Source organism: Acinetobacter sp. YH12064, from assembly GCF_013419735.1.
GTDB lineage: Bacteria > Pseudomonadota > Gammaproteobacteria > Pseudomonadales > Moraxellaceae > Acinetobacter > Acinetobacter amyesii.
Map to the genome: position 1 here is coordinate 34246 of NZ_VOZP01000007.1, position 24085 is coordinate 58330.

28 protein-coding genes and 2 tRNA genes are annotated in these 24085 nt (G+C 42.1%); 13 read left to right on the forward strand and 17 right to left on the reverse strand.

The annotated features are described in order from the left end of the window. Nucleotides 1-314: 314 nt before the first annotated feature. The 9 genes from FTU13_RS08455 to FTU13_RS08495 form a co-directional block, all read right to left on the reverse strand. Nucleotides 315-593, reverse strand: coding sequence for a hypothetical protein (locus FTU13_RS08455; protein ID WP_180116109.1), 279 nt, complete (start codon nucleotides 591-593; stop codon nucleotides 315-317). A 79-nt stretch (nucleotides 594-672) separates the two neighbouring features. Continuing rightward, on the reverse strand, nucleotides 673-1422 hold the full coding sequence (locus tag FTU13_RS08460) for a hypothetical protein (RefSeq protein WP_180101567.1): 750 nt from the start codon (nucleotides 1420-1422) through the stop codon (nucleotides 673-675). 192 nt (nucleotides 1423-1614) lie between these two features. Next, entirely contained in the window at nucleotides 1615-2142 is a 528-nt protein-coding gene (locus tag FTU13_RS08465) for a hypothetical protein (RefSeq protein ID WP_257226690.1), read from the reverse strand. A gap of 193 nt (nucleotides 2143-2335) precedes the next feature. Beyond that, a complete protein-coding gene (locus FTU13_RS08470; protein WP_180127331.1) occupies nucleotides 2336-3070 on the reverse strand; it encodes a class I SAM-dependent methyltransferase in 735 nt (244 codons plus the stop codon). A 105-nt stretch (nucleotides 3071-3175) separates the two neighbouring features. Then, nucleotides 3176-3898 (reverse strand): hypothetical protein, encoded by a 723-nt coding sequence (locus FTU13_RS08475; RefSeq protein ID WP_180101571.1) that lies wholly within the window; start codon nucleotides 3896-3898, stop codon nucleotides 3176-3178. After that, complete coding sequence (locus FTU13_RS08480; RefSeq protein WP_180025927.1) at nucleotides 3898-4347, reverse strand: hypothetical protein; 450 nt, start codon at nucleotides 4345-4347, stop codon at nucleotides 3898-3900. The genes FTU13_RS08475 and FTU13_RS08480 overlap by 1 nt, the downstream gene beginning before the upstream one ends. Before the next feature lie 156 nt (nucleotides 4348-4503). Then, a tRNA-Phe gene (locus FTU13_RS08485) sits at nucleotides 4504-4579 on the reverse strand. Nucleotides 4580-4716: 137 nt separating this feature from the next. After that, nucleotides 4717-4792: transfer RNA gene (locus FTU13_RS08490), tRNA-Phe, on the reverse strand. Between the two features lie 206 nt (nucleotides 4793-4998). Then, entirely contained in the window at nucleotides 4999-5388 is a 390-nt protein-coding gene (locus tag FTU13_RS08495) for a GNAT family N-acetyltransferase (protein WP_078190486.1), read from the reverse strand. Between the two features lie 97 nt (nucleotides 5389-5485). On the opposite strand from FTU13_RS08495, the gene hisB reads away from it, so the two are divergent. From hisB to FTU13_RS08535, 8 genes are all read left to right on the forward strand, one after another. Further along, the gene (gene hisB, locus FTU13_RS08500) at nucleotides 5486-6079 is read left to right on the forward strand and encodes an imidazoleglycerol-phosphate dehydratase HisB (protein WP_078190487.1); all 594 of its coding nucleotides are present in this window, start codon (nucleotides 5486-5488) and stop codon (nucleotides 6077-6079) included. Further along, a complete protein-coding gene (hisH, locus tag FTU13_RS08505; protein WP_180127333.1) occupies nucleotides 6079-6696 on the forward strand; it encodes an imidazole glycerol phosphate synthase subunit HisH in 618 nt (205 codons plus the stop codon). Before hisB ends, hisH begins: the two co-directional genes overlap by 1 nt. 130 nt (nucleotides 6697-6826) lie before the next feature. Next, nucleotides 6827-7336: a DUF805 domain-containing protein gene (locus tag FTU13_RS08510; protein WP_180009276.1), complete on the forward strand. Its 510-nt coding sequence runs from the start codon at nucleotides 6827-6829 to the stop codon at nucleotides 7334-7336. Nucleotides 7337-7566: 230 nt separating this feature from the next. Next, nucleotides 7567-8040 carry a DUF805 domain-containing protein gene (locus FTU13_RS08515; RefSeq protein WP_180092803.1) on the forward strand — a complete coding sequence of 158 codons (474 nt, stop codon included), beginning with the start codon at nucleotides 7567-7569 and terminating at the stop codon, nucleotides 8038-8040. Between the two features lie 155 nt (nucleotides 8041-8195). Continuing rightward, a complete protein-coding gene (locus FTU13_RS08520; RefSeq protein ID WP_180092800.1) occupies nucleotides 8196-8861 on the forward strand; it encodes a 3'-5' exonuclease in 666 nt (221 codons plus the stop codon). 433 nt (nucleotides 8862-9294) lie between these two features. After that, nucleotides 9295-10059: a hypothetical protein gene (locus tag FTU13_RS08525; protein WP_180127335.1), complete on the forward strand. Its 765-nt coding sequence runs from the start codon at nucleotides 9295-9297 to the stop codon at nucleotides 10057-10059. Nucleotides 10060-10252: 193 nt separating this feature from the next. Beyond that, nucleotides 10253-10984, forward strand: coding sequence for a 1-(5-phosphoribosyl)-5-[(5-phosphoribosylamino)methylideneamino]imidazole-4-carboxamide isomerase (hisA, locus tag FTU13_RS08530; protein WP_078190493.1), 732 nt, complete (start codon nucleotides 10253-10255; stop codon nucleotides 10982-10984). Nucleotides 10985-11053: 69 nt separating this feature from the next. After that, on the forward strand, nucleotides 11054-11968 hold the full coding sequence (locus FTU13_RS08535) for a DMT family transporter (protein WP_180050682.1): 915 nt from the start codon (nucleotides 11054-11056) through the stop codon (nucleotides 11966-11968). 66 nt (nucleotides 11969-12034) lie between these two features. Here FTU13_RS08535 and FTU13_RS08540 read toward each other — a convergent pair whose 3' ends face one another. Together FTU13_RS08540 and FTU13_RS08545 are read right to left on the reverse strand one after the other, a co-directional pair. Further along, a complete protein-coding gene (locus FTU13_RS08540; RefSeq protein WP_180088796.1) occupies nucleotides 12035-13444 on the reverse strand; it encodes an FAD-binding oxidoreductase in 1410 nt (469 codons plus the stop codon). Nucleotides 13445-13504: 60 nt separating this feature from the next. Continuing rightward, nucleotides 13505-14836 (reverse strand): APC family permease, encoded by a 1332-nt coding sequence (locus FTU13_RS08545; protein WP_180050676.1) that lies wholly within the window; start codon nucleotides 14834-14836, stop codon nucleotides 13505-13507. Between the two features lie 96 nt (nucleotides 14837-14932). Here FTU13_RS08545 and FTU13_RS08550 point away from each other — a divergent pair, with 96 nt between their 5' ends. Continuing rightward, entirely contained in the window at nucleotides 14933-15292 is a 360-nt protein-coding gene (locus FTU13_RS08550; protein WP_168378991.1) for a helix-turn-helix domain-containing protein, read from the forward strand. 348 nt (nucleotides 15293-15640) lie between these two features. On the opposite strand, the gene FTU13_RS08555 is transcribed toward FTU13_RS08550, so the two are convergent. The 3 genes from FTU13_RS08555 to FTU13_RS08565 are packed head-to-tail and all read right to left on the reverse strand — an operon-like array spanning nucleotide 15641 to nucleotide 17677. Further along, complete coding sequence (locus tag FTU13_RS08555; protein ID WP_168378990.1) at nucleotides 15641-16033, reverse strand: hypothetical protein; 393 nt, start codon at nucleotides 16031-16033, stop codon at nucleotides 15641-15643. Between the two features lie 39 nt (nucleotides 16034-16072). Beyond that, complete coding sequence (locus FTU13_RS08560; protein WP_180127337.1) at nucleotides 16073-16699, reverse strand: DUF1294 domain-containing protein; 627 nt, start codon at nucleotides 16697-16699, stop codon at nucleotides 16073-16075. 27 nt (nucleotides 16700-16726) lie between these two features. Further along, nucleotides 16727-17677 carry a homoserine kinase gene (locus FTU13_RS08565; protein WP_180106109.1) on the reverse strand — a complete coding sequence of 317 codons (951 nt, stop codon included), beginning with the start codon at nucleotides 17675-17677 and terminating at the stop codon, nucleotides 16727-16729. Between the two features lie 110 nt (nucleotides 17678-17787). Between FTU13_RS08565 and hisF the strand changes: the two genes are divergently transcribed. Next, nucleotides 17788-18549: an imidazole glycerol phosphate synthase subunit HisF gene (gene hisF, locus FTU13_RS08570; protein ID WP_373423585.1), complete on the forward strand. Its 762-nt coding sequence runs from the start codon at nucleotides 17788-17790 to the stop codon at nucleotides 18547-18549. Nucleotides 18550-18924: 375 nt separating this feature from the next. On the opposite strand, the gene FTU13_RS08575 is transcribed toward hisF, so the two are convergent. Further along, nucleotides 18925-19545: a sterol desaturase family protein gene (locus tag FTU13_RS08575; RefSeq protein WP_180127339.1), complete on the reverse strand. Its 621-nt coding sequence runs from the start codon at nucleotides 19543-19545 to the stop codon at nucleotides 18925-18927. A 111-nt stretch (nucleotides 19546-19656) separates the two neighbouring features. Between FTU13_RS08575 and FTU13_RS08580 the strand changes: the two genes are divergently transcribed. Continuing rightward, complete coding sequence (locus FTU13_RS08580) at nucleotides 19657-20667, forward strand: AraC family transcriptional regulator (RefSeq protein ID WP_180127341.1); 1011 nt, start codon at nucleotides 19657-19659, stop codon at nucleotides 20665-20667. Nucleotides 20668-20833: 166 nt separating this feature from the next. Next, complete coding sequence (aqpZ, locus tag FTU13_RS08585) at nucleotides 20834-21520, forward strand: aquaporin Z (protein ID WP_180063003.1); 687 nt, start codon at nucleotides 20834-20836, stop codon at nucleotides 21518-21520. A gap of 97 nt (nucleotides 21521-21617) precedes the next feature. Here the strand turns inward: aqpZ and FTU13_RS08590 are convergent, their stop codons facing one another. Both FTU13_RS08590 and FTU13_RS08595 read right to left on the reverse strand, forming a co-directional pair. Next, nucleotides 21618-21866 (reverse strand): hypothetical protein, encoded by a 249-nt coding sequence (locus FTU13_RS08590; protein ID WP_078193158.1) that lies wholly within the window; start codon nucleotides 21864-21866, stop codon nucleotides 21618-21620. A 117-nt stretch (nucleotides 21867-21983) separates the two neighbouring features. Next, complete coding sequence (locus FTU13_RS08595; RefSeq protein WP_180127343.1) at nucleotides 21984-23072, reverse strand: DNA/RNA non-specific endonuclease; 1089 nt, start codon at nucleotides 23070-23072, stop codon at nucleotides 21984-21986. A 263-nt stretch (nucleotides 23073-23335) separates the two neighbouring features. On the opposite strand from FTU13_RS08595, the gene FTU13_RS08600 reads away from it, so the two are divergent. Continuing rightward, nucleotides 23336-24052, forward strand: coding sequence for a hypothetical protein (locus tag FTU13_RS08600; RefSeq protein WP_180127345.1), 717 nt, complete (start codon nucleotides 23336-23338; stop codon nucleotides 24050-24052). Nucleotides 24053-24085: the final 33 nt, after the last annotated feature.

Consider the following 24085-nt stretch of genomic DNA (forward strand, 5'->3'; position numbering starts at 1 on the left):
GTTAGAATGATTGCAAGTTCAATACAGCTCAGCTTCTTATGCGTTATGGGCTGCTGGCTAAAAATTTATGTTTAAATTTTCGGCGTATTTTAAGTGATTTAAGTCACACTATTGATTAATAGTTGTATTAAATTTGCAATTTAAACAATCGAAGACTGTTTTTAAAGCCAATGTTTTTTGCGTTATTCATGCTAGTTCGGAACTCAGCTCCCAAATTGATGCTCGATAGCAACAAAAAAGCCATCCGCTAAAGGATGGCTTTCACTTGTATAACATGTCTTGAAGCTGTGCTGAATAATTTGAATGAAAAGGACTTATTTTAATATTTGTAATTGTTCCATCAACCAAGCCATGTATTTATCTTGATCCATAAAGTCAGGGGCCGTCCCTGTATCCAAACTATAAAATTGTTGATTAAATTCAATCACAATTTGTTCAGTCAGATGCCAATCTTCAATCATGCGAAAATACTGACTGAAGAAAAAACGGTTCTTGCCCCAATTGTTTAAACTTTCCAAACGTGGATATTGGCGGTTCGCAATAAAGTCGATATAGACCTGCTGAATATCATCAAAAATCTGAATAGTTCGCATGAGCATGGACCTCTATATGATGTAAAACCCTGCTATAAGCCACTTTATCGTGCAAATTTGAAAGAGTGATGACAGTCAGTTAAAGCTTTTGTTTCAACTCTGAACGGTTCTTTTGGCGGATCTCATCCATTTGCGCATTGAGCGCTAACATCTCTGTATAAAGCTGATTAAACTGCTTTAAAGGCGCATCTTCATAGAACATAAATAATTTATTTTTCTTTTCCCATTTATTGGCTTTCAGCACAGCAAAGAGCTCATCAGCCTTCGCCAAGCTTTGCTTTTCTAACTCAAATAAAGCATGCGACTCATCACTATCACGACTGTCTCTTAAACTCTGGGCAATTTGCTGACGAAACACCTGTTTGACCGCCAACTGTTTGGCCTGAGCTAAACCATTTTCCTCTTGCTGTGTAGTTTTTTGCTCATAAGCATCGACCACAGCATGCACCTGTTGCAGCATTTGCTCAGTCTCTTGATATTGGTTTTTTTTATCTTGCAACAAGCGATCGATGTCGAGAAATTTATCCCAATTCAGTGCTTTAAGATCACGAATATATTGATTTCGCGCTTCTGCACGCTGCAGCATTTGGCTCAAAATAAAATCCGACATGATTTTATAATCACCCGTTAGCCGTGCATCTGTCACATTGAGTTGTATCGGCTCTTCCCAGTGCTGAGCTTGCTGAAAAATTTGCTCGGTTTTTTCGCGCAAAACCGTTTCATAGGTCGAGAGTTGCACAGCTTCTTTTTGCTGTACTGAATATTGATAAAACATCCATCCAAAGACCAATACCGTAGCACTGGCTAAGACAACAAAGATACGCGGCATAATGAGCTCCGAATGCCCTTTTATTCAGTTTAACCAAAAGTTTGAAGGTTGACGATAAAATAGCCATGCTTTTTAAGAAGGCTATTTGAAAACATCAATGTCAATACACTTAAATTGCGCACGTCATCAAAACGAAAATTCATGGATAAAACATGAATTTTCGCCTTCAATTTGCTATAGAGATGTATTCGATTATGGGGTCTTGATCGGATTGGTATTTAACTGACGGTCAATATTGCCAAGATTGATTTGATCACGACTGATTTGCACATTGGTTGCATTACGGTCGATCCCAAAGGGTTGCAACATAATATATAAACCATTGCGTGGGTCAGAAGACTGCAAACCTGCGGCAATATCTAAAACATGCTGCTGCATCAAAGGTGATAAATTGGACATATCAGGCACTGCTGTCGCAGGCAAGACATCTACATTTGACACGATTGTTGCATCGACACCTTTGTTTTGCGTATCGCGCTCAAGTTGCATCACCCGTTGCTGTAAGGCTTTACGGCGATCCACCTGCTCTTGATACTCAACAATGCCCGTCTCTGCACGCATTTCACGCTCTGCCATAATGGTTAAAGCAGGCATCTGAATAGCTTGTTGTTCGGTATCCTCAGCTTTTGTAGTGGCTTTTTCCGCAGCCAAAGTACTCATAGCCGTCATTGCTGCACTAACAAAAACCAAAAAGGAAACAGATTTAGGGAGATTCATCATGTTCATTCCGAGAGATTTAAAAATAGAAAATTGAAAAAATTTACACTGCCATTATTGTACAACAATTAATCAATTTACTAGATTTAAGCCCGACAAACGGCACGTGAGTACAGCTTATTTAAACCTCACGTTGCTCATTCTAGACTTAAGATTTCATCCTTTATCTATCTATATTGCGGCTACTTTTTCTTTTTTATACGGTCCCGATTCTTAACAGCACAGGAAATGACAAAGCAAACTCTTGCTGCAGATGGCGGCTAAAGAAGTCATGCAAAGCTGCACACGGTTGATGTGTTGGATGTTGTTTTTGGTAGTGTTTTAACCCAGACCACGTTTGCAAATAGTCCAAAATTTGCTGTGCACTCCACCTATAATTTAAAAACAGCTGAGGTGTCGCTAACTCCTGAAATGGAAACGGAATACTGCGATATTCTTCGTCGATGTAACGACGTTCAACGTCCCAATAGCCCTTTAACGTGACAAAATACAGATCCTGTAAGAGTTGGTTTAATTTCGTATGTTCAAATTGAATCAGACCATAGCCCACAATGGCGATGTGACCATGGGGTTTCAATACTCGTCGTACTTCTGCATAAAAGGCAGCAAAATCGAACCAATGAATCGCTTGCGCGACTGTGATTAAATCCACTGAATGGTCAGCAAGCGGACAATGTTCTGCGCTAGCTTGCTCATAACGTACATTGTCTAAATTGGGTGCTTGTGCCAATTGTTCGGCACTCAGATCTGTCGCTAAAACCTGTTGAAAATAGGGCGCCAAACCTTTGGTAAATTGACCTGAACCTGCACCACAGTCCCATGCCAGTTCACGCACGGCAACATGCTGCAAGATGCTATCGACGACTTCAGCAGAATAACTTGGACGTGATTGTTGATACAGCGCACTCCCTGTAGAGAAAAGGTCTTTCATTGCGGAGATTCATTGTTTATTTTTTTATCAGTTTAATCGAATTTTTAGGGTCGGAAACTAGCACTTAAGTCATAGCTTCAGCGATAAAATTTGAGCTTCAAATATTTACTCAATCACGTGCTGTATATAAAAACTGGTCTGTGCAATCGGGCTTAATTGATCATTCATTTGATAATATTTCACATCATAATGCCCTGGCTTCCAGCCAGCGACAGGACTAAAACTGACCCAATTCTGTTCACGCTGAGCACTAATCCGTTGAGGCATAAAAAACAGCACTTCTCCAGTAGATTGATCGCTCCAACGTACAAAAACCTGCTCATTATTCGGAGTTTTTCCTAAAGTATCAAAGTGAGCAAACAACTGCTGCTCTGCATAAATGTCACGCGGCAGTACATTTTCAACCCCGTATTCTTGCTGTGCCATAACCGCGGCTCGTCCACTCATAGGCTCATGAGGATTATTTGTTGCATCAACAAATTCGCGTACAAGATGCTTCGCAAATTCGCGTTTGTTTTTTATTGCCGATAAATCATAGCTGGGAAAAGCTTGTTTTAAATATTGATCCAACTGTTGTGGTGTCGCCTGATCAATGACGGCATTCACCTGAGTCATTTGATTTTTAAGTTGCTGTTGTAATTCGATATTATTTTCAGACTGCTCAGGTATATTCTGCTGAAGGTTTTGAATAAACCTAATCCCTGTCTGATCTCTATTACTTTCTATAACTGTAGGATCATCAGATACAGTATTAGACGGGGCTATTAAATAGCCCAATCCAAAACAGACGAGTCCAATCAACATTGGCACAATGAATTTCATCAGCATTAATTACACGTAATCGTTTCAGTCACGTTATTCGCCAGCGTGATTTTCAAACTTCCATTTGTAAATAATGCCCCCTGATTCACTTCTTCTTTAGTTCGATTACTGCCTGACAATAATCTTAATCCTTCTGATGTACAGATTCCTGTCTGGGTATCATTTGTTAGCTTTAATACACAGCCTGCTGTTGTCACTTTATGGGTATTTGCTACAGGTTGAGTACATATTGCCGTGATCACATTTGTAGACGGTGTTTTAAGATCACACGCTGAACAATCTCGACTTGCACTACCGCATGCATTTGCTGCTTTTTCACTGCGGCAAATATAGGTTTGAGTACCAAAAGTAAATTCTTTTTCATAAGATGAATTAAAACTCCCACTGCTTCCACCACCACATGCTGTTAATAAAGCACTTGTCATTACAGTTAAAGCCATTAACATTTTGTTCATATGCATTGTCATACCTTTTATTTTTAAAAATTTTTTTAACTATTAGTCAAATTATATTCGGTAGATTGTAGCAGTTAAATTGTGTAAATGATAAACAACCGAAAAAACAACAGGCAAAAAAAAACCTCAAACAATGGTTTGAGGTTTTTTCGAATATGGTGGCGAGACCCAGGATCGAACTGGGGACACACGGATTTTCAATCCGTTGCTCTACCTACTGAGCTATCACGCCGATGCGGTGTATTAAGCCGTATCTCAGTCAATTAGTCAATCATATTTATAAAAATATTTTTCGTATGCATATTTTTTAGGCAAAAAAAATCCCTGATGGGATCAGGGATTGATAAACTGAAAAATCAGTTTTGAATATGGTGGCGAGACCCAGGATCGAACTGGGGACACACGGATTTTCAATCCGTTGCTCTACCTACTGAGCTATCACGCCGATGGGGCGTATTAAACAATTTCAGTCTCATGGCGTCAAGCATCCGTTGCACTTTTTTGTGCAAATGTTTATTTTTAAATCAATATTTCACATTATTTGCTTATTTTTTGAGTGCTTTTAAATTTCCACAGCTGAAATTACTGTGACGACAACGTATTTATCCAACAAAAAAGCAGCTCAATGGCTGCTTTCAATTGGGGGACCAGTTATTCAGCCGCAGTAATTTTACCAATGTGCGCCAAACAGCGATGTATCGCGCCACAACCCGGCTCAAAAGTCTTCACCCCTTTTTCTTCTTCCATACGGGTAGCCTCACTGACCAAGCGCTCTGCAACACCACGCCCACGATTTGCAGGGTGTACCACAATATATTCAAGGGTTTTGCTTTCACCTTGGCCTGTACACCAAATCGCGCCAATCAATTTTGTATTAAATTCTGCAGTATAAACTAAGGTATACTGAGCTAAGTTCTGCTCAAGTTGTTCAATCGCATCGGAACCGTCGCTAAACTCAGGGCTGGTGTCATACAGTCGCTCAAGCTGGCTGCGCACTTCATCATTTTCCAAAGAAGTATAGGCATGTACGGTAATAGGCATTGATAAACCCTCCTGAGCAATCTAATATGCGGTGACTTTTCGTCACAGCGAAAATATTTTTACATCAATCATTTTGACGTATTTGAGGAACGTGTCTATGACAGATCGTATCAGTGAAGTGGTAAGAAACACCAACGAAACCAAAATTCGAGTTCGTGTGAATCTTGATGGTACTGGTCAAGGCACTTTAAACACTGGTGTTCCATTTTTAGATCATATGATTGATCAAATCAAGCGACATGGTCTGTTTGATATTGATATTCATTGTGATGGCGATCTTGAAATTGACGATCATCATACCGTAGAAGACTGTGGGATTACACTTGGCCAAGCCTTTGCTCAAGCACTGGGCAATAAAAAAGGTTTACGTCGCTACGGTCACTTCTATGCGCCGCTGGATGAATCACTGAGTCGTGTTGTGGTGGATTTATCTGGCCGTCCGGGTCTGTGGATGGATATTCCATTCACTCGCGCGCGCATCGGGACTTTTGATGTGGATCTTTTCTCTGAATTTTTCCAAGGTTTTGTGAACCATGCGTTAATGACGCTGCACATCGATAACCTAAAAGGTAAAAACAGCCACCACCAAATTGAAAGCGTATTTAAAGCCTTTGCCCGTGCATTACGTATGGCGTGTGAAGTTGACCCGCGTGCCGAAAATACTGTTGCGTCTACCAAAGGAACATTGTAATGACCCGTATTGCCCTTCTTGACTATGGCATGGGAAATCTTCACTCAGCAGCAAAAGCCCTCGAACACGTGGGCGCAACTGTTGATGTCACCAATGATCCTAAGCTGATTGCACAAGCAGATAAAATTGTGTTCCCCGGTGTGGGAGCAATGCGTGACTGTATGCAAGGCATGCATGATGCAGGCATTGATGAAGTGGTCCGTAAAGCGGCATTTAATAAACCTGTGCTTGCGATCTGTGTCGGTATGCAAGCCCTAATGCAGCATTCCGAAGAAAATGGCGGTGCAGATGCATTGGGTATTTTTGAAGGTTCGGTTAAACGCTTCCCTGATGTAGAAGGATTAAAAGTGCCGCACATGGGCTGGAACCAAGTGCATCAGGCAGACCCTATCCACCCGATGTGGAAAAACATTGAGCAAGATGCTCGTTTCTATTTCGTACATAGCTTCTATGTAGAGCCGCAAGATTCAAGCATAGTCGCTGCAACCTGTGACTATGGTTTGAAATTTTGTACCGCAATTCACAAGGAAAACTTGTTTGCGACACAATTTCACCCAGAAAAAAGTCATACAGCCGGCCTGCAATTGCTGAAAAACTTTGTGGAATGGGATATTTAAAATTCCTTCACCGCAAAAAAGCCCGCTCCTTGCGGGCTTTTTTGTACTGTTTATTTTTCATCCTTTTATTTTCTACATATTCATTTTAGAATTTGCCTACTTATAAAAATACCAAAGCCTAGGAATAATATTGAATACATTCACATCTGACTCACCGACCCAAGCCAGTGGCCGCTTTAGCCGGCGCGCATATCTTGCATGGAATCTACTTCTCGGCATTATTTTTACGCTAATTGCTGTTGTAGTCGGCCTGCTCATACCCGGTGCGCAAAATGCGTTGACTGAGGGTGCAATGTCGACGCCACTCATGATTATTTTCTTTATCATGTATGCCATCGTCATTTATTACAGCGTCATTTTCTTAATCCGTCGTTTACATGACCGAGACCATTCTGGATGGCTTGCACTGCTGATCTTAGTTCCTGTAGTGAATATATTATTTGCGCTCTATGTGTTATTTGCACCGGGTAATAGCGGTAGTAATAGCTTTGGACAACCACGCCCGACCAAAGGCTGGGAAACAGTGCTGGCTGTTTTGTATATCGTGGTGTTTATAGTCGGGATACTTGCTGCGATCATGATTCCGTCTTACCAAAACTATGTGATCCGCTCTCAGCAAACCACGATTCAACAACAATAATGATAAATCATTAAATGCCGCCTAGATCGCTCTAAACAGCAATACATCTACTCAAACAAGCTCACACATGTGGGCTTTTTTTGTACTTTACCTTTATAATCAACGCGCTTTTTATGTTCAGGATCAAATCCTGTACTTTTTCACATTTTTATGTCGTTTTTAGCTCAATTTTTTTGCGGCTAAAAATGAATGATAACTATACTTTTTACGATAATTTAAGATCATTTAATATGAATAATTCACCCAATATAAACTCTGGTTGGAACCGTGACGGTCGTTTTAATCGCATGTCTTTTATCGGTTGGAATGTCTTCTATGGCCTCATGCTGAGCATATTGATGCTACTGATCGTCAGCATGATGCCCAATACCCTCAATGCCCTAATAGCTCATGCTGAAAATCCAATGACGCAAGTGATTGGATTGATCCTAAATATTTTAATGCTGATCCCTTTGATGATTTTTTCAGTGCGTCGTTTGCATGACTTTAATCTCTCAGGCTGGTTTGCACTCTTAGAGTTGATTCCGTTGCTCAATATCGTCATGTGCATTGCGCTGATACTCATCCCGGGGTCTGCAAATGCCAATCAATATGGCGAGCCACGTACATCCAAAACATGGGAAGTGGTCCTCGCCTTTCTCTTTATCGGTTTATTCTTACTGATCTTGGTAAATGTATTATTTACTGCGCGTTTTCTATTTTAAGTCGTCACTGACTTTAAGCCTATTGGTCACTGTCATAGCAACGCGCTATGACAGGCAGGTGAGTCAATGGCTCATGCTCAACGCCACTTCTCGGTATTTGCATTTCCCTACTAAACGCTCTAGGCTGCAACAACAAGCCTTTGAATTGAATCACAATGACTGATGCTCTACTGACACCTATTTTGCCAACAAAAGAACAGATTAAAGATTTTCCATTGTTCCAAAATTTAGTGCCAGAGCAGATCCATGTCATTCACAATGCCGAACAATGCCAACACTGGTCCGATGAATTACAGACAACTGCCTTATTCGGTTTCGACTCTGAATCTAAGCCGACTTTTCGTAAAGGTGAGGTCTCTACCGGCCCACATTTAATCCAACTCGCGACGGCGCAACAGGCATGGTTGTTTCAAATGAACGAATGCACTTGGGATTTTTTAAGACCGATCTTGAGTAATCGTGATCAAATTAAAGTGGGTTTTGGCTTAAAAAATGATGCGCATTTATTTCGTAAAAAAGGCATCGAACTGAATAGTGTATTGGAACTCTCCAAGTGCTTTGCTTCTTTTGGCTTAAGCCAACCTTTAGGTTTAAAAAATGCCATGGCACTGCTTTTTCGTGTGAATTTTCCAAAATCTAAATCGGTCAGCACCTCGAATTGGGCCAAAAAGCGCTTAAGTCCGGAGCAAATTCGTTATGCCGCTGCCGATGCCTATGCCCCTGTTTTGGTCTTTGAAGAATTATTACAACGTGGCTTATTACCCAAAACCATTCCCAATACTTCTCTCAAACTAAGAATTCGTCCGCACATGAATTTATAAATCCTTAATTATTTTAATGATTTAATTTATATTCAGCGATGTAACTGCTCTGTAACTGGATATTGCCCCAATCTATGGCATGACCAAGTGCAAAGATCGGCTGAAGAGTGCCAATGAATTTGCAGTTTATTTGCACTAGAGATTTAAACAGTACGTTATTGCCTTAAAAATAGTCACAACACAGTCTAAAAACAATAAAATCGCACCTTTTAAGTACATTTATATCTTTGATTTAACTCATTTTAATTACATTAATATACATTTATATTTTTATTCAGCTAAGGTTTTGATCTCTCTGTGTTTTCTAGCAGAATTACATGATTTATCTCATTCTTTCTATACTTTCATAATTTGTTTTCATCAATCTCCTTTTGCTAAAACAAGTCTGCCAAATACATAACACATCATAATTTAAAAGCTTGGAGAACCTGACATGTTGAACTTATTTACAGGAAAAATCAGCGGTGTACTCAGCCTGACTTTACAAGGGATCAGTAAAGCGGTTGGACTGGTTTTAAATACTGTTTTGGATACAGTAGACAGCGTATTAGAGACCGTAAGTAGCTTAACAGCGCCCTTAACGGATGCACTGACTGAGCTTCCGCTCATTGGTGGGACCATCGAAAAAGTACTCGCAGTTGAAAATCAGTTGGTCGGCACCTTAGGCGAAGGCTTACATTCGGTAACCGATCAACTGGCGACGGGTGATCTTCTTGGTGGGGTGCAAACCACTCTCAATGGCGTAACTGGTGTGGTCGGTCAAACCGTGACGGAAGTTGCAGGTTTGGTTGATCATCTCAGTGGGGTTGCTACACCAATCACAGCCGCACTTTCTGACTTGCCATTGCTGGGCGGTCTATTGGATGCAGTAGGCGAAACTGCGGGTAATTTAACTGGCTTGTTGGCTGAAACGGGCGACTATGTAGCCAGTATTGATCCTACCGAATTATTAACAGCCGTCCTGAATGATCCATTAGCAAGTGTGGGTGGTGTCGTGCAAGATGTTTCAGGCACTTTAGATGCCTTACTGGATGACATTGTACCGATTACATCGATTGCCACTGAACTCCCTGTGGTAGGTAATCTCGTTCAAGTGGTCGGTGAAAGTACCACAGTCCTCAATCAAGCCTTATACGATGTCGGTAGCTTACTTCAATCCGTAAACAGCGATTTATTACAAACAACCGCTTATGTTTAATGACTAAAAACGCTAATACACAGCGCATTTTTATAGACCAACAATAAAATCCAATCCTTTATTTGCACTAGCCTGACCTATGTCAGGCTTTTTTAATTCATCAATTCTGATATTAGCATTTAGTGAATAGCCGTTTATTTGATAAGATTAGGTACAAATTCATTCTTAATTTGATTGAGCAAGGAGCGAAAGCATGCTGATCATCCCTGCAATTGACCTGAAAGATGGCAAATGTGTCCGTTTAAAACAAGGTCGTATGGAAGACGATACCGTATTTTCTGACGATCCAGTGGCAACTGCACAGCATTGGGTAAATGAAGGCGCGCGTCGCTTACATTTGGTAGATTTAAACGGTGCTTTCGCTGGTACACCGATTCATAAGCCTGTGGTTGAAGCGATTGCTAAAGCACAGCCTGAATTACCAATTCAAATTGGTGGTGGTATCCGCTCTCTTGAAACCATTGAACACTACCTTGATGCAGGCGTCTCGTTTGTCATCATTGGTACAAAAGCGGTAAAAGAGCCTGAATTTGTTGAAGAAGCGTGCAAAAAATTTGCAGGCCATATCATTGTTGGTATCGATGCCATGAACGGCATGGTGGCAACAGATGGTTGGGCAAATGTCACAGACGTGAAAGCTACTGATTTGGCAAAACGCTTTGCAGATGCCGGCGTATCGAGCATCGTCTACACCGACATCGCACGTGATGGCATGATGCAAGGTGTGAACGTTGAACAAACCGTAAACCTTGCAACATATTCAGGCTTACCTGTTATTGCATCGGGTGGCGTGACCAACCTTGACGACGTGCGTAACTTAAAAGGCCAACCGGGCATTTTAGGTGCGATTACCGGTCGTGCAATTTATGAAGGCACATTGAACCTTCGTGAAGCTCAATTACTGCTTGATCAACAAAGCTTGTAATTTACCCGAGCAGAAAAGAGGTCTTCGGGCCTCTTTTTTTATTTCTCCTCTTTGAACATTCAAATACACATGCCAACCGTCCAATCTGCTTGGAAAGCCAAGTTTCCGCAGCTCGCACTCATCCTGATTACCATGATTTGGGGCGCCAGTTTTATCACCGTGCAATACGGTTTAAATTTTAGCAGTCCAGTGCTGTTTGTCGGTCTACGTTTTGCCGCAGCTACACTGGCTGTGAGTCTGTTATCGCTCAAATATCTTAGACATTTTTCTCAATACGATGTCATTGCGGGCGCAAGTATTGGCGCGGTGATTGCGATCGGCTATGCGACGCAAACGGTCGGCTTACAAAGCATCAGCAGCAGTGAATCGGCTTTTTTAACAGCGCTGTATGTACCGCTGGTTCCGATTTTTATGTGGCTGTGTTTTCGGCATAAACCACATGTGATGACATGGCTGGGTGTAAGTTTGGCTTTTGTCGGTTTGGTCTTTTTAACGGGTAATGGTTTTGGCGCTATTCAGCTCAACTTTGGACAAATCATTACGCTGCTCGGTTCGATTGCCATTGCCTTTGAAATTATCTTGATCAGCTATTTTGCGCCCCGCGTCAATCTGCGCAGAGTGACGGTTCTACAGTTGGCATTTGCCTCTCTGTTCTGTTTTTGCTTTGCCCCACTGGTGGGTGAAACCACTTTGCCAAAATTTGAATGGCCATTAATCGCTGTACTCTGCGGATTGGGGCTTGCCAGCGCCGTGATTCAACTGGTGATGAACTGGGCGCAGCGTATGGTTGATCCTGCACAGGCAGCAATCATCTATGCAGGTGAACCGGTTTGGGCCGCGATCATTGGGCGACTTGCTGGTGAACGCTTAACACCGCTCGCCCTTATTGGCGGGCTTTGCGTGGTTCTCGGTGTGATTGTGAGTGAATGGCGGCCGAAATTCTTAAAGAAAAATAAAGACAAAATTACAGAAGAAATGCCTTAACACGCAAAAGCGCCCTCAATAATGAGGGCTCTTTTAAGCGATATCCTTCATAAAAAAGACTTAAATTTAGAAGGACACCATCTTGCCCGGATTGACCATTGCCCCCAGCCCATAAGCGGTTTTCGCCATTGGAATCACCATTGGTGCAAGTGCGCGACCAAACAAAATGTCCTGATGCTGAATACTGGTGAGCATTTTAAAGTCATCGGCATTGCCACAAAAATCATCGGCAATGGCTTTGCCTATACGCACGGTTTGCGCCACGCCATGACCGCTCCAGCCTTGTACCGCATAAATCGGATATTTCCCATCGGACTTACGGCTATCGGCTGCGCCATTCATGGTTAAATCTGTGGTGCCACTCCAAACAAAGTCCAGCTCAACCTGTGTCAATTGCGGGAACACATGCTTGATTCGGCTCAGTAAATAATCATGGGTTTTTTCAGGCGTCCAGCAAGAGCCCGTCCCTTCACCGCCAAATAGCAAACGGTTTTTAGATACACCGCGATAATAATCAATTTGAAACTGCGTATCGTACACAGGCGCATCACTCGGCAGAATTTCAGCAAGATCGAGCTCTAAGGGCGCTGTGGTACACACATAAGTATAAAATGGAATGGTGGTTTGATTATGGCTTTGCAGCAGTTTAAATGAGGCATGATGGACCCCAATCACGGCGCTCTTACGTGCTTTAATCACACCGCCAGTGGTTGTCACGTAAATCCCATCTTCACGCTCATCCACCGACAGCACTTCGGTTTGCTCATAGATTTTGCCACCTTGCTGGCTAAAACCATAAGCAAGGCCACGGTTTAATGCCAAGGGATGAATATGCCCGCCGAGAGTATCGAGTAAACCGCCATAATAATTTTCCGATTTCACATGCTCAAACAACTCGTGCTTGCCCATAATCTGGGTATGGTCTTCACCCAAATATTTACGCGCATCTGCACCTTCAGTTAAACCCACCAAATGCCCTGGGTGTACGGCTGCGGTAATGTGCTGATGTTTGCGTTGTAGATCTAAATCATAGTTCTGCGCAATTTGGTCAATTAAAGACATGGCCTCAGTCGAAGTGAAGTGCCATAAACGTTTAGCATCCTCATAACTAAAGTGTTCAATCATTTCCCCCGCTTCCCAACGCGCCAACCCAGGAGTTAGCTGTCCACCATTACGCCCCGATGCAGCACTGCCAATACGGTTTTTTTCCACCAGCACCGTGTCCACACCCTGTTCCGCCAAATGCAGTGCCGTAGATGTGCCCAACAAGCCGCCGCCGATCACCACCACATCACACTCAACATCCGCATTAAGGGCATCAAAAGCCTGCCATTCTTGCAGTGAGCTTTCATAATAATTGGCTGGAAAATCAAAACTGCCGCGAGCAGGATTGACCCAGTTCCACTCCTTACCGCTTTGCACATTTACACTGTTTTTATATTCAACATCGTCTACAAATTTTGGCTTTGTATTCATTTTTTTACATTCCTATTTATCAATTCAATTCTGTTTGATCGCTATAGAGGCTTCAGCCTCTTAATATGCATTGCCAATCACAATATTTTGTTTTCTTAACTTTTTATAAGCGAACAATACGACGCCCACTGCCAGCCAAATACCTCCGCAAACCAAGGCGTTGTGTTCTAGGCTCACCCAAAGGCACATAATCGCTGCCACTGAAAGTAGCGGCAGCAGCATGTTCAGGCAGATATTTTTAAGACCATGACGTTGACCATCACGTACATAAAACTTCATAAACACGGAGAAGTTCACGGCGGTAAAGGCAATGAGGGCACCAAAGCTAATCATGCTCACCACTGTAGCTAAATCTAAACGAATGGCTGCCAATGAAATCAGACCGATCAGCAATACTGCATATAAAGGTGTGCCTAACTTGCTATGCACTTGACCAAATGTGCCTTTATGAAAAATGCCGTCTCGTCCCATAATATGAATTAGGCGTGATGCGCTGGCATGCGTGGCAAGCCCAGAAGCAAATGTATTCATAATTTGGGCGCATAAAAATACTGATTGAAATAGCGCCCCACCCACGTACAGGACGATCTCAGGGAGCGCTTCATCTGGGTTGTTAAAACGGACATTGGTTGGAAAATACAATTGCACAAACCAGGATGCTGTAATAAAAATCACACCGCCCGTAAGCGTGGTTAGGATAACCGCTCGAGGAATTGTGCGTTTCGGGTCTTTGGTTTCATGTGACATGGTAGTCACCGCATCAAAACCTAAGAAGCTAAAGCACAGGATTGAAGCCCCTGCGATAAGTGGCAAAATTGACGTATCACCATTAAATAGCGGCGCGAGCGTCAAGACATGCGCATAACCTTGCTCACTCCCTATACCTTTAATGACGAGATAGATAAAAAAGCCCATCAGCAGTACAGGCGCACAGACAAAGATCATGCTTAAATTGGCCAAAATATTGATACGGAAGCAGTTGATGAGCGTGACTAAGCTAGTAAACAAAATCACCCATGCCCAGTACGGCACGCTTGGAATCACTGCTTCTAAATAAATACTTGCCAAAAGCGCATTGACCAATGGCAGCATGATGTAATCCAGTAAAGAACACCAACCGACAAAAAAGCCAGTTTGAGGCCCGCAAGATTCTGCAGTGTAGGTATAAGCAGAACCCGGTTTATCCGAATGCTTACTAAAACGCGCATAACTAAATGCGGTGAGGAGCATGGCAAATAAAGCCAAAATATAGGCCAGCGGCACACGGCCATCTGTAATACCGGACACAATGCCAAAAGTATCAAACACAACCATTGGCGTCATATATGCGACACCAATAATCACCACTTGCCATAAAGACATTTTTTTTAAAACAGACGCTGAAGTTTCCATGCACGTCACCTGAACTATATTTATTTGCGTTACAGGTTCTTTTGCAATCAACATGCCATATAATATTCATTCATTATTTTAATGATGATTCAAAAAATGCCAAAGTATGATTTAGAAACTAGAAAATTAGCCATTCTGATGTATAAAAAAACTGATTACAAAGTGGCTGTTTGCAAAGAGTTTAACATCTCTCGAGTCACCTTGGATGCTTGGATTCGCCTGGAGGAAGAGACCGGAAGTTTGCTCCCAAAAGCCGCAAAAAACCGTGGTGCACCGGGCCACATTCGCGACTGGAATGAATTTCAAGTATTTGTAAAAAATACAAAATTTAAAAATATAAGTGATCTGGTTCCATTATTTGAACAGCGATTTAGCTATCCTGTTTCGTATGCGGTATTGGTACGCGCAATACACGTTTTAGGTATGCGCCGTCGCCGTGGTCGATTCTATAGCTAATACCTAAACTGCTGTAATGTTAAATAAAAATTCAGAAAATAATTTAAATAAATAACTATACATTAATGTATAGTTATTTTAGTAAAAACGTAAATTTGTATTATTAAAAATGTATAATAATAAAAATAAATATGTAAATTAATAAAATTAAATAAGCAAAGTTATTTTATTAAAAATGTAAGTTATATTTCTTAAATATGTATAGTCAATTTTGCTTAAATAACCAAAGTTAAGCACTTTTATGTGCAAATGCTTTATAAAAGAGCATTTTTTTTTATGCCGCCTATCGAATGGTCAAACGAAAAAATAAAAGCGACCCATGGGTCGCTTGTCATTATGCTGCTGTATTCACTCATACATCGGTCGATTGTCATTGACACGAATTAAACCTTTAATCGCGCGGTACACAATCCATAACCAAGACAGTCCGATCACCGTGACGCAGAAGGTACTTGCTCCCAGTGCCACCCCCGCAAAGGCATTGGCATTATTGCCAGTAAAGAACAGAAAAATAAACGGCACGAAAGCAATGATGTTCCAAATGAGATACCACCAAAACGTACGAATCTGCCAAGTAAAATGGCTTTCAAAAATCGTGCCGCGCACATCACTGCGTTTGACGTAATTGATAATCAACGCGAGGACCGCAAGCAAGCCGGCAGAAAAAATCGCCACAATATAAAGAATATACAAAATAATCGTGAGCAGGCGGTTTGGATCTTTATCAATGGAATAATTCATTTCGCTCTCCGTCATGATGATTTTGCGGATCATTTCACCCTAGATATGCAGGATATTAAATGGTGAAATCAGCCATAAAATCAGTAATATGTTAAAGGCTATAGTACAGAAATATATTTTTCGAAATGGTTGTTTTTGTGTTTTATGCCGCAAACGTTGCTGAGCCAGCCATGCCGCCGGCCACCCACCTAAAAAAGACCAAAGATGCAGTGTATTTTCTGGCACGCGTCGGTTCCCCATTTGCGCAGCTTCTTTATCTTGAGCGTAGAACCAATAGGTCAGGACATTGATAATACTCACAAAAAGCAGCACCATGCCACTGAGTAAACCCGCCACAGACAAACCCGCCAAGGCGAGGATATAAATGATGCACAAGATTTGCATCGGCTCTGCCTGACGCGGCATCTGCACCACATTTTTTTTATTGGGGCGTTGTGTAGCTTTGGTTTGTGAGGCTTTTAAATAATGCACTTGCTGTGCACGAAAGCGTCCGCGTTCGTCTAAGATCACAGCATAATCCAACGCGCAGCCCACGATTGGTCGTGGGCCGGGACGGGAAAAGTCTTTAATGTGCAAAAATACGCGATCTTTGGTGCTATCGTTCGGTTGAATGAAGCCGTAGCCCTTATCATCAAACCATTCTACTAAGCGTCCTTGATCACGCATGCTTTTCCCTCTCGTTGTTTTTAAAATTTATGCAGTGACGAATTTTAATCGTTCAATCAGCATATTACGCATTTCAGCAGGGTTTTTCTGCAAAATATCATCACCTGTACGGCCTTCTGCAGCATTTTTCTGTGCCACCTGTAAACGCATCATCCAGAAGCGACCCGCCGCCATCGCCAAATATAACTCTAGGCATGATTTTTCATCTGCGGTTAATGGACGCACGCTTTCATAGGCATTTAAAAAGGCAATGGCTTTGTCTTCATTCAAATGTACATCCGGATATTCAGTACAAAAGTCATTTAAAGTAATAGCAATATCAAACAAGAGTTCGTCTTTATTTAACTCATAAAAGTCTAAAATGCCGTTGAGTTGATCGCCTTCAAATAGAGTATTGTCACGGAACAGATCAGAATGAATAAAACCGGTAGGACGGTCTGGATACATCGCCGTTAAGATGTCATATAAGCCCAACAAATTGTTAAGCAACGTGGTATCTGCTTCATTTAATGTTGGACGTATATTACGTGAAACTTGTAACCAATAAGCATGATCACGATATTCTGCACGTTCCAAAGGGAAGTCTTGTAAAGCCACATGCATTTTCGCTTGAGCCACAGCTATCGCCTCTGCTTGCGCTAAGCTCGCAGGCATGGGATGTTGACCTTGCATGCGTGGCGCAATCTGTGCAGGTTTATCCTTTAAACTATGAATCGCTTTACCTGAATGATTCAGCGGTACAGGCACAGCTAGACCAGCCTGCCCCAAGTGTTCGAGGACAGGCACCAACTCCCCTGCACCTTGCTCGTCCATCTCTTCAAAAACGGTTAATACATACTGCGTGCCATTTTCGCAAACAATAAAATAGTTGGTATTTTGAATACCGCCTTGAATCGGAATCAGGTCAATCACCTCCAGTCCATAAGGTGCTGCAAAATCCTGAACTTCCTTTAAAGTCAAAGTGGTATAAACCGACATAGAAAACCTGCGAAAAAACTTACATATTTTTGATAGAATAACCGCTCCGACTACTAAGGTGTAGCATCTAAGTCGCGAAGTTTCATAATCGGCTGTTATTTTTGGAAAAAATTATGCTTGCTAAACGTATTATTCCTTGCCTCGACGTGGACAACGGTCGTGTAGTGAAAGGTGTTCAATTTCTTGATATTCGTGATGCAGGCGATCCAGTTGAAGTTGCACGCCGTTATAACGAACAAGGTGCGGACGAAATTACCTTCTTAGACATTACCGCAACCTCAAATGGTCGTGATACCACTTACCGTACGGTAGAGCGTATGGCTGAGTCTGTATTTGTGCCATTAACAGTCGGTGGTGGCGTGCGTAAAGTAGAAGATATCCGCCTGTTATTAAATGCGGGTGCGGACAAAGTTTCGATTAACTCTGCTGCCATCTATAACCCTGAATTTGTACAAGAAGCCTCTCAGCGTTTTGGCGCACAGTGTATTGTGGTTGCTATTGATGCGAAAAAAACCGGCGATAATAAATGGGAAATTTTCACCCACGGTGGTCGTAAAGAAACCGGCATCGATGCCATCGAATGGGCGGTAAAAATGGCGGACTTCGGTGCGGGTGAATTATTAGTAACCTCAATGGACGCAGATGGTACCAAAGCGGGTTATGACATTGAACTGATGCGTAATATCAATGACCGTGTGACCATTCCAACCATTGCTTCTGGTGGTGTCGGTAATCTCCAACATTTGGCCGATGGCATTTTAAAAGGTGGAGCAGATGCAGTACTTGCGGCCTCTATTTTCCACTTTGGTCAACACACCATTCCTGAAGCGAAAAAATATCTTGCAGAACAAGGCATTGAAATGCGTCTTTAATTGATTCATTTTCAATGAAGATTGAAGAAGAGCGATGATTCGCTCTTTTTTTTGCCTTGTTGCTTTGATGCCACGTCATTGACGTTGTAGCAGAGCATCGTCCATACAATTCATTTACTATAGACATAAAAAAAGGAGCCTTGTCGGCTCCTATAAACCAAGAAAAACTACAGCACTTGGTCTGATACTTAAAACAAATGAAAAAATATACATAGCAACTTCATCAATCAACTCGTCGTGTACAAGCCTTTTGATGATTTAAATATAGGGCATTTGCAGTGCATTTGATTGACAGTAGATTCATAATTTATTGACAAATTGCGACAGCTCAATTGGATGGCAACACTTGTTGTCAAAACCCATAGCGCATACATATTAGACCGTTTCAAGAAGTGCAGCAGGCTTTTCACGCTCAGCCACCCACTTTGCAGGAAATACCCGATTGACCCAGTGTGACAATGGCTTGGCAATCGCTGTCGGTAGTAACACACCCAGTGGATTCTGTTCCTGTAATTTTGCCGATGAGATCACCCGAGTCCCTAAAATATAATCAAACCACGGCTTAGTCACACACCAATTGGCATCCTGATTTGAGTTCATATGATGGTCATAGTGCCATGGAATCTTTTTCATTGCCCACTCTGGCTCAAGATGTGCGCGACGATGGATATAATAATAATTGCAAGCACTATACAGCACTGCCAAGCTCATTCCTTTGGAAATGGGATAAAATAGCGGGACAAATACGGCTGAAACTGCCACCAGTGACAATATTTCATTTTTCGTGCGCCAGTTCTGTACACCTTCAACATAGCCATGATCATAAAAATCTGTTTTTCGAACTTCACGATGATGTTCCCAATGTGATTTCATGCTTTTCGGTACTGGACTAAAACGTGGCTTGCCTGACCGATGTGTCCCATGCAAAACATATTTATGTGCGAACCATTCAAAGGCATTGGCGACGACCAACCCTGCAATAAAACCTTTTAACATGTCCAATATCTCCTTTTATTAGCTCCACTATAGGTAATGAAAAGGGCTAGATATTGACCGTTTTTTTTAATATTATTGACAAAACACGACAAAATTTAGAATTAAAAAAATATGCAACAACTCAAGGACTATACAGGATCGGTCTATGGAGGACTGGGCCATTTGCTCTATGCTTATCATCAAGCTCAAGGCATTGCCATTCCTGAAAAATTGAATAAAGTTCAAAACTTAGAGCGTTTTGATTATGCCATTTGGCGTGATTTATTGATGGATTTAGATCAAAAGATCCAAAAGCCGGCGCTGGGTTTAGAAATTGCTGAACATGTGCAACCCAAACATATTGGCATTATTGCGTATATTGCCCTGTCCTGTGAAAACTTGGGCGAAGCGCTGCTCCGCTACCATGATTTTCATCGCTTAATCTTCGATGGCAGTCCATTGCTGATTGATATTCAAAATGATTTTTTCTCCATCGGTTGGAATGATTTACCCATGAATATGGCCAATCAATTGACCGATGAAATTGCGATTGCGTTAATGCTGCAGTTTCTAAAATTATTCATGCGTTTTGAAGATATCAATTTACACGAAGTGCATTTTCATAATCCTGCACCGAAAAATGTCGCTCAGTATGAACAATATTTTCGCTGTAAAGTTCGATTTTCCCAAGAAAAGTCGAAGGTTATTGTTCCCATTCAAGAACTGTCTCGCCCTTTTTCCCAAGGCGATCAGACTTTACAAAAACTGTTGATGCAACAGGCACAGTCTTTATTAGAAAAACTGCCGAATACCACGCAAATCGACCAACGCTTACAGCAAGCCATCTTAATGGGTTTGCAAAAAAATCAGTTCCAAATTGAACATGTCGCTACGCAACTCAATCTTTCCGTCCGACAATTACAACGCCATTTACAACAACAAGGCAGCACCTATCAGCAACGTATGCAGGAAGTCCGCTGCATGATGGCTGAAGAATTTTTAAGAGACCCGCATTTAAGTTTGCAAGAAATTGCGTTACTGCTGGGTTATTCAGAACAGAGTGCGTTTCAACGTGCGTTTAAACAATGGCGAAACTTAACCCCACAGCAATGGCGCTTATCGCAAACTGAAGCAGCAAGTTAAAAATGTGACACAGTTATCATTTTAAATGTTGTGATTTTCAGCAAAATCTATTAAATCTATGCATATTCAATAAATGAATAAAACAACACTTCACAACTAGATTGCACTCATGCTGAGTGAAAGATTGAAAATCTATTCCAAATGACAAAAACAAATGGAGTTTTAAATGAATAAATATTTAGCAGAACTGATCGGTACCTTTTGGCTGGTCTTTGGTGGTTGTGGTAGTGCGGTCTTGGCTGCAGCCTTTCCTGAACTTGGCATTGGCTTCGCTGGCGTGGCACTGGCCTTCGGTCTAACCGTATTAACGGCTGCTTATGCGCTGGGTCATATCTCAGGCGGACATTTTAACCCTGCAGTGAGTATCGGCTTGTGGGCAGGCGGTCGTTTTGAAGCAAAAGAACTGGCTCCCTATATTATTTCTCAATTACTGGGTGCAACCCTCGCCGCATTTATTCTATTCATCATTGTACAAGGTCAGGCCGGATTTACCGGTGTCGGCGGTTTTGCCACCAATGGCTATGGTGAGTTATCTCCTGGCAAATACTCTATGCTCTCAGCGTTAGTTATTGAAATTGTGCTGACGGCTGGCTTCCTGATTGTGATCATGGGAGCAACAGATAAACGCGCCCCTGCTGGCTTTGCCCCAATTGCGATCGGTCTTGCGCTCACATTGATCCATCTGATCAGCATTCCCGTCACCAATACTTCGGTCAACCCAGCGCGTAGTATGGGTGTGGCATTCTTTGCTGAAACTGCTGCACTATCACAAGTTTGGCTGTTTTGGGTAGCCCCAATCATTGGCGCGGTGATTGGTGCGGTCATCTATAAACTGATGGCAAAAGACGCATAAATAGAAAAAGACACCATAAAAAAGCTCACAACCTGTGAGCTTTTTTTCATTCATCCCGAATTGAGCATTGCGTCCTTCGACAGCCGATAACACAGCATTAAAGAAATGGATTTTCCACTTCGTTGTCTTCACCGCCCTGCGCTATTTTTTCAGCTAAGTTGGTTTCTGCCTCAAGCGTGGTCACCACATCATTGAAAAATGCCTGTAAAGCTTTCGCTGCAGCTAAACCTGCTTGGTCTTTCGTCACCTGTAAGTTGCCATAAATATTAATTCGATCTTGGCCATTTTCTAGTGTTAAGTCATGAATTGCATGCGACGCAGTGTCATTTTCAAATGCTTTAAACATGTTGGATATCCTTCTTTTTTGTTGTAGTGATGCAGCAATAGAAATACGTGAAAAAGATTTCAACTGCAAGCAATGATCCTCTTCATCGCTCGCAGTTCAACGCTATTATCTGCTTGATTATTTCAAAATTTGTAGCAGATATTGCAAAATTTCTTCAATCAATTGTTTGACCAAGGCATCTTGATTGTTGTCATTTCCACTACTTGCCGTGGATGTCTCGCCCACAGATCCACCACTCGATTTAAACTCTTTTTTCAAACTTAAAATCTTGTCTTCTGCGACATCTGCAGCACACTGGCTTTCAGCATCCCAATGCAAATAAGCGATATCTTGATTTGCTTTTACTTGGGTGGCTTTGAGTGGCAAACGGTAGGTATTACGCTTTTGGTCTTCGGTTAATTCTGGAAAAAAATTAATTCCAGTCAGTTCTTCTAGCGCACAAATACTCATGACTTTGACTGTCGGTGCCGTATCTCGCAAGGTATTGTCTGCATAGTACACGCCTGCAACACCTTTTTTCGGCAAATAGATCGCCTTATAAGTAGCGGTCGGCACGATGACCCCTTGCCCGATGGTTTTTAATTTTTTCGCACTGTATACCGGCCCCGTCACCACATAGACATCTTGCTTTTGTTTGGTCACTATCGCCCGTGTGGCTTCTTCTAACTCACGCCACACTTGCTGATTATTTTTTGGAGCTTGCGGCACCATATTGGCCAAAGAAAAACTGTCTAACTGCGCAGCTTTATTGGGCATATCGGCATTTGGCGCCATGTGTCCACGGTCATAGCCTGAAGATTTATAGTCTGAAAGCAAAGCCCGATATTCAGACGGCACGCGAGTCTCTTCATGAAAGTTATCTTCACGCGGAATTTTTTGACTCAGGCGTGCGGGGGTTAATGCTTCTGCAACCCAAAGCGGTGTCTTGGATATCCCTGAATACATGACATTAAAGCCATTAAAACACAGTGGAAAACTGTTTTTATGTAGGCTTTCACGGACCAAATAAGGTGGCACTTCACGATAAAATTGGTCCAAACAGGCGCTATTTGAAGTGCTGCTCATAGAAACAAGTTGTTGAATTTTTTCTTGCCCGAAAGCAATAGCAAAGCTTCCTGTTGCCACCAGACCCAACAGCACTTTTATGCCATTTTGCCCAAATAACTGTGAAAGCGGATTTGCTGAATTGCGTTTCTTTTTGACCATGACTTACAACAATGACTTCTAAAAGGACTATTTTTCCGCAGCTTAGCAAGGGTGCAAATTTTAGTACACTTTTCTTTTTTAATTTGCTTAACAATCACACAAATATTGTTTAACAAAGCAGCAGTTGATGTAACTTTATGTCGCAGTTGTGCAGTTCTTTATAGGAGGTCATGAAGCAGTTGCGTATGTTTCATTGAATTCGCCTCAAGAATTATGACAAGGTAAAAATACGAAAAATTGCGATAAAAATATACGGAGTGATTATGCATTCTAAAATTTTAGGTTTAGGTTTAATTTCAGGTTTAATGAGCGCAGCAGCATTTGCAGAACCGCCGATTCAACCCGGTGATACATTAGAAAGCTTATCTAAAGTCAAAATTGTGACCACCGTGAATGGTCAACCTGGTTCCATTCAGGACTTAGTTTCTAGTGGCCAAGTTCAATTGGTTGAAGCTCCTGCCGGACAAGTCAATGCCGCTGCAACAGAACAGCCCTTAAACCCTGAACAGGCTCAGGCAAACCAAATCGATCCGAATGCCCCTGCAATCCCTGTAAATGCTGAACAAGCCGTGACTGAAGCGGAAAATGCACTCGCAAATGAACAACAAAGTGTAGCTGCTGCACCTACAGAGCAGTCCGTTCCAACTGAACAAACAGCAGTGGCCAATACACCTGAAGCCGCGGTAACTGAAGCACCTGTGGAAACAGCACAGCAAGCACCTGAAGCCGTATCAGCGGATAACAACGCTGCACCCGTCATTGCCTCTTCTGCAGAAGCGCCAGTGAATGCCGATAGCGCATCGGCTGCATTGCCTGAAGCTCCTCAAGGACAACAAGATGCTTTTATGGCAGCACCTGAGACTCAAAGTGTAAATCCTGCAGATGCATCAATTCAAGCCAACCCAGAAGCACCTGTTGCTGACGAAGCCATCCAAGCTGCGCCTGAAGCCTCTGCAGATGTAGACGCGACAATCAACTAATCAGCGTATTTTCTAGGATGAAATAACGCAACA

What these genes read in the sequence shown, in the direction of transcription:
- FTU13_RS08455 (WP_180116109.1), bottom strand. Translation starts at nt 593, where the DNA reads ATGCGAACTATTCAGATTTTTGATGATATTCAGCAGGTCTATATCGAC.
- FTU13_RS08460 (WP_180101567.1), bottom strand. Translation starts at nt 1,422, where the DNA reads ATGCCGCGTATCTTTGTTGTCTTAGCCAGTGCTACGGTATTGGTCTTT.
- FTU13_RS08465 (WP_257226690.1), bottom strand. Translation starts at nt 2,142, where the DNA reads ATGATGAATCTCCCTAAATCTGTTTCCTTTTTGGTTTTTGTTAGTGCA.
- FTU13_RS08470 (WP_180127331.1), bottom strand. Translation starts at nt 3,070, where the DNA reads ATGAAAGACCTTTTCTCTACAGGGAGTGCGCTGTATCAACAATCACGT.
- FTU13_RS08475 (WP_180101571.1), bottom strand. Translation starts at nt 3,898, where the DNA reads ATGCTGATGAAATTCATTGTGCCAATGTTGATTGGACTCGTCTGTTTT.
- FTU13_RS08480 (WP_180025927.1), bottom strand. Translation starts at nt 4,347, where the DNA reads ATGAACAAAATGTTAATGGCTTTAACTGTAATGACAAGTGCTTTATTA.
- FTU13_RS08495 (WP_078190486.1), bottom strand. Translation starts at nt 5,388, where the DNA reads ATGCCTATTACCGTACATGCCTATACTTCTTTGGAAAATGATGAAGTG.
- hisB (WP_078190487.1), top strand. Translation starts at nt 5,486, where the DNA reads ATGACAGATCGTATCAGTGAAGTGGTAAGAAACACCAACGAAACCAAA.
- hisH (WP_180127333.1), top strand. Translation starts at nt 6,079, where the DNA reads ATGACCCGTATTGCCCTTCTTGACTATGGCATGGGAAATCTTCACTCA.
- FTU13_RS08515 (WP_180092803.1), top strand. Translation starts at nt 7,567, where the DNA reads ATGAATAATTCACCCAATATAAACTCTGGTTGGAACCGTGACGGTCGT.
- FTU13_RS08520 (WP_180092800.1), top strand. Translation starts at nt 8,196, where the DNA reads ATGACTGATGCTCTACTGACACCTATTTTGCCAACAAAAGAACAGATT.
- FTU13_RS08525 (WP_180127335.1), top strand. Translation starts at nt 9,295, where the DNA reads ATGTTGAACTTATTTACAGGAAAAATCAGCGGTGTACTCAGCCTGACT.
- hisA (WP_078190493.1), top strand. Translation starts at nt 10,253, where the DNA reads ATGCTGATCATCCCTGCAATTGACCTGAAAGATGGCAAATGTGTCCGT.
- FTU13_RS08535 (WP_180050682.1), top strand. Translation starts at nt 11,054, where the DNA reads ATGCCAACCGTCCAATCTGCTTGGAAAGCCAAGTTTCCGCAGCTCGCA.
- FTU13_RS08540 (WP_180088796.1), bottom strand. Translation starts at nt 13,444, where the DNA reads ATGAATACAAAGCCAAAATTTGTAGACGATGTTGAATATAAAAACAGT.
- FTU13_RS08545 (WP_180050676.1), bottom strand. Translation starts at nt 14,836, where the DNA reads ATGGAAACTTCAGCGTCTGTTTTAAAAAAAATGTCTTTATGGCAAGTG.
- FTU13_RS08550 (WP_168378991.1), top strand. Translation starts at nt 14,933, where the DNA reads ATGCCAAAGTATGATTTAGAAACTAGAAAATTAGCCATTCTGATGTAT.
- FTU13_RS08555 (WP_168378990.1), bottom strand. Translation starts at nt 16,033, where the DNA reads ATGAATTATTCCATTGATAAAGATCCAAACCGCCTGCTCACGATTATT.
- FTU13_RS08560 (WP_180127337.1), bottom strand. Translation starts at nt 16,699, where the DNA reads ATGCGTGATCAAGGACGCTTAGTAGAATGGTTTGATGATAAGGGCTAC.
- FTU13_RS08565 (WP_180106109.1), bottom strand. Translation starts at nt 17,677, where the DNA reads ATGTCGGTTTATACCACTTTGACTTTAAAGGAAGTTCAGGATTTTGCA.
- FTU13_RS08575 (WP_180127339.1), bottom strand. Translation starts at nt 19,545, where the DNA reads ATGTTAAAAGGTTTTATTGCAGGGTTGGTCGTCGCCAATGCCTTTGAA.
- FTU13_RS08580 (WP_180127341.1), top strand. Translation starts at nt 19,657, where the DNA reads ATGCAACAACTCAAGGACTATACAGGATCGGTCTATGGAGGACTGGGC.
- aqpZ (WP_180063003.1), top strand. Translation starts at nt 20,834, where the DNA reads ATGAATAAATATTTAGCAGAACTGATCGGTACCTTTTGGCTGGTCTTT.
- FTU13_RS08590 (WP_078193158.1), bottom strand. Translation starts at nt 21,866, where the DNA reads ATGTTTAAAGCATTTGAAAATGACACTGCGTCGCATGCAATTCATGAC.
- FTU13_RS08595 (WP_180127343.1), bottom strand. Translation starts at nt 23,072, where the DNA reads ATGGTCAAAAAGAAACGCAATTCAGCAAATCCGCTTTCACAGTTATTT.
- FTU13_RS08600 (WP_180127345.1), top strand. Translation starts at nt 23,336, where the DNA reads ATGCATTCTAAAATTTTAGGTTTAGGTTTAATTTCAGGTTTAATGAGC.